Genomic DNA, 10,659 nt, shown 5'->3' on the forward strand with positions numbered 1-10,659 from the left:
AAATAATCGTGCATACTGTGCGCTTTTTGTGGGCCAAGGGACTAGGCACACATTTGTTTTATAAACGAAAAGACTAGTCTATGAGCACTGATAATAAACAATCGTTGCCGGCATTAACGTTGGCGGCCATCGGCGTGGTGTACGGCGATATCGGTACCAGTCCACTGTATACCTTGCGCGAATGCCTGTCAGGTCAGTTTGGCTTTGGCGTTGAACGCGACGCCGTGTTTGGCTTTTTGTCGCTGATTTTCTGGCTGTTGATCTTTACCGTATCGATTAAATACATCACGTTCGTGATGCGGGCGGATAACGCCGGGGAAGGCGGGATCTTAACGCTGATGTCGCTGGCCGGACGTAATACCTCGGCCCGAATGACCTCCGTACTGGTGATCCTCGGCCTGATCGGCGGTAGCTTCTTCTATGGCGAAGTGGTGATTACGCCGGCGATTTCCGTTATGTCGGCGATAGAGGGGTTAGAAATTATCGCCCCGCAGCTTGATACCTGGATTGTCCCTATTTCCATTATCGTGCTGACTCTGCTGTTTGTGATCCAGAAGCACGGGACCGGCATGGTCGGTAAGCTGTTTGCGCCGATTATGCTGATCTGGTTCCTGTTGCTGGCGGTGCTGGGCGCGCGAAGCATTTACGCTAACCCGGAAGTTCTTCAGGCGCTAAACCCCTACTGGGCGGTGCATTTCTTCCTGCAGTACAAAACGGTTTCCTTTATTGCGCTCGGCGCGGTGGTGCTGTCGATTACCGGGGTGGAAGCGCTGTACGCCGATATGGGTCACTTCGGCAAACTGCCGATCCGCGTGGCCTGGTTCTCCGTCGTGCTGCCCTCGCTGGTGCTGAACTATTTTGGCCAGGGCGCGCTGCTGCTGAAGCACCCGGAAGCGATTAAAAACCCGTTCTTCCTGCTGGCGCCGGAGTGGGCGCTGATCCCGATGCTGATTATCGCCACGCTGGCGACGGTTATCGCCTCGCAGGCGGTGATCTCCGGGGTCTTCTCCCTGACCCGTCAGGCAGTGCGTCTGGGCTATCTGTCGCCGATGCGCATTATCCACACCTCGGAAATGGAGTCCGGACAGATTTACATCCCGTTCATTAACTGGCTGCTGTACGTTTCTGTGGTCATCGTTATTGTCAGCTTTGAGCATTCGTCTAATCTGGCGGCGGCGTATGGTATCGCGGTCACGGGCACCATGGTGCTGACCTCCATTCTGTCGGCAACGGTGGCGCGCAAAAACTGGCACTGGAATAAGCTGTTTGTCGGCCTGATGCTGGTGGCCTTCCTGTGTATCGATATTCCGCTGTTTTCGGCGAACCTCGATAAGATTGTCTCCGGCGGTTGGCTGCCGTTGTCCCTGGGGCTGGTGATGTTCACGGTGATGACCACCTGGAAGAGCGAACGTTTCCGCCTGCTGCGCCGAATGCACGAGCATGGCAATTCGCTGGAAGCGATGATCTCTTCGCTGGAGAAGTCACCGCCGGTGCGTGTGCCGGGTACCGCGGTGTATATGTCCCGCGCCCTGAACGTGATCCCGTTTGCCCTGCTGCATAACCTGAAGCACAACAAGGTGCTGCATGAGCGAGTAATCCTTCTGACTCTGCGCACCGAAGACGCGCCTTACGTGCATAACGTTCGCCGGGTGCAGATTGAGCAGCTGTCGCCGTCGTTCTGGCGGGTGGTGGCCAGCTACGGTTGGCGGGAAACGCCGAACGTTGAAGAGGTGTTCCATCGCTGTGGCCTGGAAGGACTCAGTTGCCGAATGATGGAGACCTCGTTCTTCATGTCGCATGAGTCGCTGATTATCGGCAAACGACCGTGGTATCTGCGCTTGCGCGGCAAGCTTTATCTGCTGCTGCAGCGTAACGCCCTGCGGGCGCCGGATCAGTTTGAAATCCCGCCAAACCGGGTTATCGAGCTCGGTACCCAGGTCGAAATCTGATGTCAAAAAAGCCCTTCCATTGCGAAGGGCTTTTTGTTTCTCACTCCGGCTGTCATCTCCTGTCGCTGTCTTGCGAAACGTTTCGATGGCGATCACATTTCTCTCTTCTGGTGATGGTTTTCTGCTCACACATTGATAATAATTATTTTAGCGAAACGTTTCGCTAGTGGAGCAAAAGAGAAAAATGAAAAAAGGCACCGTACTTAACGCTGATATTTCCGCGGTCATTTCCCGCCTGGGCCACACCGATACGCTGGTGGTCTGCGATGCCGGATTACCGGTTCCCCGCAGCAGCACGCGCATTGATATGGCGCTGACTCAGGGCGTACCTTCCTTTATGCAGGTGCTGGAAGTGGTGACGACGGAAATGCAGGTTGAAGCGGCTGTTATCGCGGAAGAGATTAAAACCCATAATCCGCAGCTCCACGCGACGTTGCTCACTCACCTCGAGCAGCTGCAGCAGCACCAGGGAAATACCATTGAAATTCGTTACACCAGCCATGAGCAGTTCAAAAAACAAACCGCAGACAGTCAGGCGGTAATTCGCAGCGGGGAGTGTTCCCCGTTTGCGAATATCATTCTCTGTGCCGGCGTCACGTTCTGAGGTCGCCGCCATGGAAGCCTTATTGCAACTAAAAGGGATCGATAAAGCGTTCCCTGGCGTCAAGGCGCTCTCCGGCGCGGCGCTGAATGTCTATGCCGGTCGGGTGATGGCGCTGGTAGGGGAAAATGGCGCCGGCAAGTCCACCATGATGAAGGTGCTGACCGGGATCTACACCCGTGATGCCGGCTCTTTGCTGTGGTTAGGCAAAGAGACGACCTTTAACGGCCCCAAATCCTCCCAGGAAGCCGGGATCGGTATCATCCACCAGGAACTGAACCTGATCCCGCAATTGACGATTGCCGAGAACATCTTCCTTGGTCGCGAATTTGTTAACCGTTTTGGCAAAATCGACTGGAAGCAGATGTATGCCGAAGCCGACAAGCTGCTGGCAAAGCTGAATCTCCGCTTTAACAGCCAGAAGCTGGTGGGCGATCTGTCGATTGGCGATCAGCAAATGGTGGAGATCGCCAAAGTGCTGAGCTTTGAATCGAAAGTCATCATTATGGATGAACCGACCGATGCGCTGACCGATACCGAAACCGAATCGCTGTTCCGCGTCATCCGCGAACTGAAGTCGCAGGGGCGCGGCATCGTCTATATCTCCCACCGTATGAAAGAGATCTTCGAGATTTGCGACGACGTGACAGTCTTTCGTGACGGGCAGTTTATCGCCGAGCGCGAAGTGGCTTCGCTGGATGAGGACCGACTGATCGAGATGATGGTCGGCCGTAAGCTGGAAGATCAATATCCACATCTCGATAAGGCGCCGGGCGCGGTGCGCCTGAAGGTCGATAATCTCTGCGGCCCGGGCGTGGAAAACGTGACCTTTACCTTGCGCCAGGGGGAAATCCTGGGTGTCGCCGGGCTGATGGGCGCCGGACGGACCGAACTGATGAAAGTGCTGTACGGCGCGCTGCCGCGCAGCAGCGGCTCTGTGACGCTGGATGGCCATGAAGTGGTGACCCGCTCGCCGCAGGACGGTCTGGCGAACGGCATTGTCTATATCTCCGAAGATCGTAAGCGCGATGGCCTGGTTCTCGGGATGTCGGTAAAAGAAAATATGTCCCTGACGGCGCTACGCTACTTCAGCCGGGCGGGCGGCAGCCTTAAGCATAAAGATGAACAGCAGGCGGTCAGTGATTTCATTCGGTTGTTTAACGTCAAAACGCCGTCCATGGAGCAGGCAATCGGCCTGCTTTCCGGCGGCAACCAGCAAAAGGTCGCCATTGCCCGCGGGCTGATGACCCGGCCAAAGGTGCTGATCCTTGATGAACCGACCCGCGGCGTCGACGTCGGGGCGAAGAAAGAGATCTACCAGCTCATCAATCAGTTCAAAGCCGATGGCCTGAGCATCATTCTGGTCTCCTCTGAGATGCCGGAGGTGTTGGGCATGAGCGATCGCATCATTGTGATGCATGAAGGGCATCTCGGCGGTGAATTCACACGCGAGCAGGCCACCCAGGAAGTATTGATGGCTGCCGCTGTGGGCAAGCTTAACCGTGTGAATCAGGAGTAAGAAAGATGACAACCCAGGCTGTTACTGGTCGCCGTTATTTCACGAAAGCGTGGCTGATGGAGCAAAAATCGCTGATTGCCCTGCTGGTGCTGATCGCGGTGGTATCGACCATGAGCCCCAACTTTTTTACCGTCAATAACCTGTTCAATATCCTGCAACAGACCTCCGTTAACGCCATCATGGCGGTAGGGATGACGCTGGTTATACTGACCTCGGGGATCGACCTGTCCGTCGGCTCCCTGTTGGCGCTCACCGGTGCGGTGGCAGCGTCGATTGTTGGCATTGAGATTAATGCGCTGGTGGCGGTCGCTGCTGCCCTCGCATTGGGTGCCGCGATCGGCGCAGTCACCGGGGTGATTGTGGCGAAAGGCCGCGTGCAGGCCTTCATCGCTACCCTGGTGATGATGCTGCTGCTGCGCGGCGTGACCATGGTGTACACCAACGGCAGTCCGATCAACACCGGCTTTAGCGATAACGCCGATCTGTTTGGCTGGTTTGGCATCGGGCGTCCGCTGGGGATCCCGACGCCGGTATGGATCATGGCGATTGTCTTCCTGGCGGCCTGGTACATGCTGCACCATACTCGCCTGGGCCGTTATATTTACGCGCTGGGCGGTAATGAAGCGGCGACGCGTCTGTCCGGGATTAGCGTCAATAAAGTCAAAATTATCGTCTACGCCTTGTGCGGGATGCTGGCGTCGCTGGCCGGGATCATCGAAGTGGCGCGTCTCTCTTCCGCGCAGCCGACGGCGGGGACGGGCTATGAGCTGGACGCCATTGCGGCGGTGGTGCTCGGTGGCACCAGCCTCGCGGGCGGCAAAGGACGCATTGTCGGCACGCTGATTGGCGCGCTGATCCTTGGCTTCCTGAATAATGGTCTTAATCTTTTAGGCGTTTCTTCCTATTACCAGATGATCGTTAAAGCGGTGGTGATTTTGCTGGCGGTACTGGTAGATAACAAAAAGCAGTAACTGAGAACTCTACAGGACATCTTAACTATGAATATGAAAAAACTGGCGACCCTGGTCTCTGCTGTTGCGCTAAGTGCGACCGTCAGCGCAAACGCGATGGCCAAAGACACCATCGCTCTGGTTATCTCTACCCTGAATAACCCGTTCTTCGTGTCGCTGAAAGACGGCGCGCAAAAAGAAGCTGACAAGCTGGGCTACAACCTGGTGGTGCTGGACTCCCAGAACAACCCGGCGAAAGAGCTGGCGAACGTCCAGGATTTGACGGTGCGCGGCGCCAGGCTGCTGCTGATCAACCCCACCGACTCTGATGCCGTCGGCAACGCCGTGAAGATGGCAAACCAGGCGAAAATCCCGGTCATCACCCTTGACCGTCAGGCCACAAAAGGCGATGTCGTGAGCCACATTGCGTCTGACAACGTGCAGGGCGGAAAAATGGCTGGCGATTACATCGCGAAAAAAGTGGGTGAAAGTGCGAAAGTCATTGAGCTGCAGGGCATTGCCGGGACTTCTGCGGCGCGCGAGCGCGGCGAAGGCTTTAAACAGGCCGTGGCGGCGCACAAGTTTAACGTCCTGGCCAGCCAACCAGCCGATTTCGACCGTACCAAAGGGCTGAACGTGATGCAGAACCTGCTGACCGCGCATCCTGACGTGCAGGCGGTATTCGCGCAAAATGATGAAATGGCGCTGGGCGCCCTGCGCGCGCTGCAGACCGCAGGCAAGTCCGATGTGATGGTGGTTGGATTTGACGGCACTCCGGATGGCGAAAAAGCAGTAAACAGTGGCAAACTGGCGGCGACCGTCGCACAGTTGCCGGAGCAGATCGGCGCGAAAGGCGTTGAGACGGCTGATAAGGTACTGAAGGGCGAAAAAGTGGAAGCTAACTACCCGGTTGAGCTGAAGCTGGTCGTTAAGCAGTAAAATGCGATTCGGACTGGCAACGGTCCGAGGGACAATATAAAAAAAGAAAAGCAGGGCATGCGCCACCGGATCCCGGTGGCGCGCTTTCCCGGGAACAGAAATGATGAAAACTGCAGGCAAACTTGTCGTCCTTGGCAGTATCAATGCCGATCACATTCTTAACCTTGACGCTTTCCCGACGCCGGGCGAAACCGTCACCGGCAACCATTATCAGGTGGCTTTCGGTGGTAAAGGGGCCAACCAGGCGGTCGCCGCCGGGCGCAGCGGAGCGGATATCGCGTTTATCGCCTGCACCGGCGATGACGACATCGGTGAACGCATCCGCCGCCAGCTGGCGAGCGATAAAATCGACGTGGCGCCTGTGCGCGCAGTCGCCGGGGAAGCGACCGGCGTGGCGTTAATCTTCGTTAACGCCGAAGGTGAGAATGTCATCGGTATTCATGCCGGCGCCAATGCGGCGCTTTCCGTCTCCCAGGTTGAGGCGGAAAAGGAACGTATCGCTAGCGCACAGGCGCTGTTAATGCAGCTGGAGTCGCCGCTGGAGAGCGTGTTGGCGGCGGCGAAAATCGCCCATCACCATCAGACCACCGTGGTGCTTAATCCCGCGCCAGCGCGTGAACTGTCCGATGAACTGCTGGCGCTGGTGGATATCATTACCCCCAACGAAACCGAAGCGGAAAAGCTGACCGGTATTCGCGTTGAGAGCGACGAGGATGCGGCAAAAGCCGCCGACGTGCTGCATGCCAAAGGCATTGGTACGGTGATGATCACCCTCGGCAGCCGCGGCGTCTGGCTCAGTGCCGAAGGCGAAAGTCGTCGGATCCCGGGTTTTCGTGTGCAGGCCATTGATACTATCGCTGCCGGCGATACCTTTAACGGCGCGCTGGTAACCGCGTTGCTGGAAGGGACTTCCCTGCCGGAAGCGATCCGTTTTGCGCATGCCGCGGCGGCGATCGCCGTGACCCGCAAAGGCGCGCAGCCATCCGTGCCGTGGCGCACAGAGATTGATGAATTTTTAGCGCAACAGGGGTAATGCTTGGCTACGATGAAAGATGTGGCCCGCGTCGCGGGCGTTTCCACATCGACGGTGTCACACGTCATCAATAAGGACCGCTTTGTCAGTGAGGCGATTACCGCCAAAGTAGACGCTGCGATCAAAAGCCTCAACTACGCCCCCTCTGCGCTGGCGCGTAGCCTTAAGCTTAATCAAACCCGTACCATCGGCATGCTCATCACTGCCAGTACCAATCCGTTTTATTCGGAGCTGGTGCGGGGCGTGGAGCGCAGCTGTTTTGAGCGGGGTTATAGCCTCGTACTCTGTAATACGGAAGGTGATGAGCAGCGAATGAATCGTAATCTGGAGACGCTAATGCAAAAACGCGTCGATGGACTACTGCTGCTGTGCACGGAGACCCATCAGCCCTCTCCGGAAATTATGCAGCGCTATCCATCGGTACCGACGGTCATGATGGACTGGGCTCCCTTTGATGGCGATAGCGATCTGATTCAGGATAACTCGCTGCTTGGTGGCGATATGGCGACCCAGTATCTGATTGACCAGGGGCATTCGCGCATTGCCTGTATTGCCGGCCCGCTGGATAAAACCCCGGCGCGTCTGCGCCTTGAAGGTTACCATGCTGCGATGGCGCGCTGCGGCCTGCCGGTTGCCGACGGATACGTGGTGACCAGTGATTTTGAGTTTGGCGGCGGGTTTAGCGCGATGCAGCAGCTGCTGGCTTTGCCGCAGCGGCCGCAGGCGGTATTTGTCGGCAACGATGCCATGGCGGTTGGCGCTTATCAGGCGTTGTACCAGGCCGGTTTGCACATTCCGCAGGACATGGCGCTGGTGGGCTACGATGATATTGAGCTGGCACGCTATATGACACCGCCGTTGACCACCATTCACCAGCCAAAAGATGAGCTGGGAGAACTGGCCATCGATGTGCTGATCCATCGAATGGCCGATCCGCAGCAAAAGCAGCAACGCGTTCAGTTAACGCCGGAGCTGGTGGTTCGTGGCTCCGCTTAGCGTTTGTGCCGCTCGCTAATCAGATTACGGCCATCTTTCGCTCTTAACAGCATAAACATCAGCGCCGACACGATGGTGATCACGCCCATGGTTATAAAGGTGTAGTGAAACTGCTGTACCGTGCTGGCATTGTCAAAACCTTCATAGAAGCGCAGCACCGCAGCGCTGATGGCCACCCCGAGACTGATTGAAAGCTGCTGGGTCACCGCCAGCAGGCTGTTACCGCTGCTGGCATTGTCATCCGTCAGATCGGCCAGCGTAATGGTATTCATCGAGGTGAACTGCGTGGACATCGCCATCCCCAGCACAAACAGTGGCAGAAGAAGCATCCACAGCGGCATCTCTGGCGACTGCAGCGAGAACTGGGCAATCATGAGGCCAATAAATACCGTGATCCCCACCAGGGTCTTACGATAGCCAAACCAGCGCAGCACCTGGGTAACGGTAGATTTCGCAATAATGGAGCCGATAGCGGTAGGGGCAATCATACAGCCGGCGATAATGGCCGGATAGCCGAAGCCAACCTGCAGCATCAGCGGCATCAGAAATGGCACACAGCCGGTACCCAAACGCGTGGCAAGGTTGCCAGCAATGCCGACTGAGAAAGTATGCGTCTTAAATAAAGAGAGCGAGATAAGCGGCGCCGGATGGCGGCGCGCGTGGCGAACATAGGCCACGAGCAGTAACAGACTGACGGCAATCACGGCCAGCGCCAGCCATGTCGCCACGATTTTTTCTCCAAACAGTTCAATACCGCTGGAAAACAGTACCAGGCTTAAGCCAAATAACAGAAAACCGGTTATATCGAAGCGCCTGCGCGGCGTCGTGAAATTTGGCATGAATTTGCGGGCATACAGAATGCCAATCACCCCGATGGGAATGTTTATCAGGAAAATCCAATGCCAGCTGGCCCAGGTGACAAACACCCCGCCGAGCACCGGGCCCAGTATCGGCCCCACCAGACCTGGCATGGTCACAAAGTTCAGTACCGGAAGCAGCTCGCTGCGAGGATAGGCGCGCAGCAGCGCCAGCCTCGCCACCGGCATCATCATCGCCCCGCCGATCCCCTGAATCACCCGAAAAATGACCAGCTCCATTAATGAGCTGGAGAGCGCGCAGGCGAGAGACCCCAAAGTGAACAAGCTAACAGCGATGATAAAGACCCGGCGCGTGCCGAAGCGATCGGCCAGCCAGCCGCTGACCGGGATCAGCATCGCTACCGTCAGCGTATAGCTGATAATGGCCGACTGCATCGCTAAGGGAGAACGATTAAGACTGTGGGCAATAGCCGGGAGGGCGGTGTTAAGAATGGTGGCATCCAGCGCCTGCATAAAGAAGGCCATCGCCGCGATCCACGGCAGGCCAGCCATACTGCGCCCTTTTTTTCTGCTCATGCCAATTCCTTGTTATTGATTTACGGGGTGAGGGGCGTTCAACAACGCCTGGCAGGCGAGCAAGGCACCTGGCGCATCACTGTTGAGAATGGCATCGACAATCGCCTGGTGGAGATCCAGCTTCACTACTTCATTTTGCGTAATCGACGTGAAGTAGGTGTGGTAGACGGAATGAAATAAAGAAGCGAATGAGCTGAGGAAAGGATTACCGCTCATTTCATAGATATGTTCATGCCAGGCCATATCGACCTCTATCCAGCGATCGCGCTGAAAATGACGTTTCAAGGCAATCATCTCTTCCATTAAAGTATTGAGCTGCGCTTTTTGTTCTGCGGAGCCGTTAGCGGCAGCGAGAAAACAGGCTTGTGGCTCCAGGCTGCTGCGCATGACGAGAAAGTGGCTCACCACTTCTTCGAAGTTATCTTCTGTTAGCCACCAGGACAGGAGTTCCTTATCAAGGAAGTTCCAGCTGCTGCGCGGCATCACCCGGGTGCCAATGCGAGGGCGAGGCAGCAACATGCCTTTTGCCGTTAGCGTCTTCACCGCTTCACGGACGGCGGTACGGCTCACACCGAACTGCTCCCCCAACTCCATCTCGCCGGGAAGAATGCTTTCCGGCTGATATTCGCCAGTCAGTATTTTTTGGGCGAGCTTCTCGGCCAGTACCCAGGAGATGTTCTTTTGTGCCGCCAGTTGCTGTGCGCTTAAAGACATAAATGCCGTTCCTTTCTTTTCTTTACTCTAACAGTATGCCACCGGGCGTCCCGTTTCGTCGGTTAAAACAGCAAAACGGCGGTTTTTTGCGACATTCCTCGCCGCATTGTTGAAAAAAGAGACGGTTGAAAAGTTTTTTTGAATTTCCCCTTGTCACCTCAGAATTACTCCCTATAATGCGCCTCCACTGACACGGAACAACGGCAAACAAGCCGCCGGGTCAGCGGGGTTCCGGTGAGAACCTCGCAGAGAAAAGCAAAAATAAATGCTTGACTCTGAGGCGGGAAAGCGTAATATGCACACCCCGCGCCGCAGCGAAAAACGAAGCGGCACTGCTCTTTAACAATTTATCAGACAATCTGTGTGGGCACTCAAAGTGACATGGATTCTTAACGTCCTCGGACGAAAAATGAATACCAAGTCTCTGAGTGAACATGCGTAATTCATTACGAAGTTTAATTCACGAGCATCAAACTTAAATTGAAGAGTTTGATCATGGCTCAGATTGAACGCTGGCGGCAGGCCTAACACATGCAAGTCGAGCGGTAGCACAGAGAGCTTGCT

The 10,659-nt window shown here is 55.9% G+C and carries 9 protein-coding genes and 1 rRNA gene; 8 read left to right on the forward strand and 2 right to left on the reverse strand.

All coding sequences use genetic code 11. From position 1 onward, the window contains the following. Window positions 1-80 precede the first annotated feature (80 nt). The 7 genes from kup to rbsR all read left to right on the forward strand — a co-directional run bounded on the left by kup (window position 81) and on the right by rbsR (window position 7,987). A complete protein-coding gene (gene kup / locus CW267_RS09085; protein ID WP_008806712.1) occupies window positions 81-1,949 on the forward strand; it encodes a low affinity potassium transporter Kup in 1,869 nt (622 codons plus the stop codon). Between the two features lie 184 nt (window positions 1,950-2,133). Continuing rightward, complete coding sequence (gene rbsD / locus CW267_RS09090) at window positions 2,134-2,553, forward strand: D-ribose pyranase (RefSeq protein WP_002882527.1); 420 nt, start codon at window positions 2,134-2,136, stop codon at window positions 2,551-2,553. 10 nt (window positions 2,554-2,563) lie between these two features. Then, window positions 2,564-4,069, forward strand: a complete 1,506-nt coding sequence (gene rbsA, locus CW267_RS09095; RefSeq protein ID WP_012543297.1) for a ribose ABC transporter ATP-binding protein RbsA — start codon at window positions 2,564-2,566, stop codon at window positions 4,067-4,069. A gap of 5 nt (window positions 4,070-4,074) precedes the next feature. After that, complete coding sequence (gene rbsC / locus CW267_RS09100) at window positions 4,075-5,040, forward strand: ribose ABC transporter permease (RefSeq protein ID WP_044614190.1); 966 nt, start codon at window positions 4,075-4,077, stop codon at window positions 5,038-5,040. 27 nt (window positions 5,041-5,067) lie between these two features. After that, on the forward strand, window positions 5,068-5,958 hold the full coding sequence (rbsB, locus tag CW267_RS09105) for a ribose ABC transporter substrate-binding protein RbsB (protein ID WP_008806708.1): 891 nt from the start codon (window positions 5,068-5,070) through the stop codon (window positions 5,956-5,958). Window positions 5,959-6,058: 100 nt separating this feature from the next. Beyond that, window positions 6,059-6,991 carry a ribokinase gene (gene rbsK / locus CW267_RS09110; protein ID WP_023340863.1) on the forward strand — a complete coding sequence of 311 codons (933 nt, stop codon included), beginning with the start codon at window positions 6,059-6,061 and terminating at the stop codon, window positions 6,989-6,991. 3 nt (window positions 6,992-6,994) lie between these two features. Next, complete coding sequence (rbsR, locus tag CW267_RS09115; RefSeq protein ID WP_012543295.1) at window positions 6,995-7,987, forward strand: ribose operon transcriptional repressor RbsR; 993 nt, start codon at window positions 6,995-6,997, stop codon at window positions 7,985-7,987. On the opposite strand, the gene mdtD is transcribed toward rbsR, so the two are convergent. Next, window positions 7,984-9,381, reverse strand: a complete 1,398-nt coding sequence (gene mdtD / locus CW267_RS09120) for a multidrug transporter subunit MdtD (protein WP_008806705.1) — start codon at window positions 9,379-9,381, stop codon at window positions 7,984-7,986. The genes rbsR and mdtD overlap by 4 nt on opposite strands. Window positions 9,382-9,393: 12 nt before the next feature. Then, the gene (locus tag CW267_RS09125) at window positions 9,394-10,095 is read right to left on the reverse strand and encodes a FadR/GntR family transcriptional regulator (protein ID WP_012543294.1); all 702 of its coding nucleotides are present in this window, start codon (window positions 10,093-10,095) and stop codon (window positions 9,394-9,396) included. Between the two features lie 477 nt (window positions 10,096-10,572). On the opposite strand from CW267_RS09125, the gene CW267_RS09135 reads away from it, so the two are divergent. Further along, window positions 10,573-10,659: ribosomal RNA gene (locus tag CW267_RS09135) — 16S ribosomal RNA — on the forward strand; the annotation flags it as partial.

The sequence above is a fragment of the Klebsiella sp. X1-16S-Nf21 genome, assembly GCF_002837615.1.
GTDB lineage: Bacteria > Pseudomonadota > Gammaproteobacteria > Enterobacterales > Enterobacteriaceae > Klebsiella > Klebsiella variicola.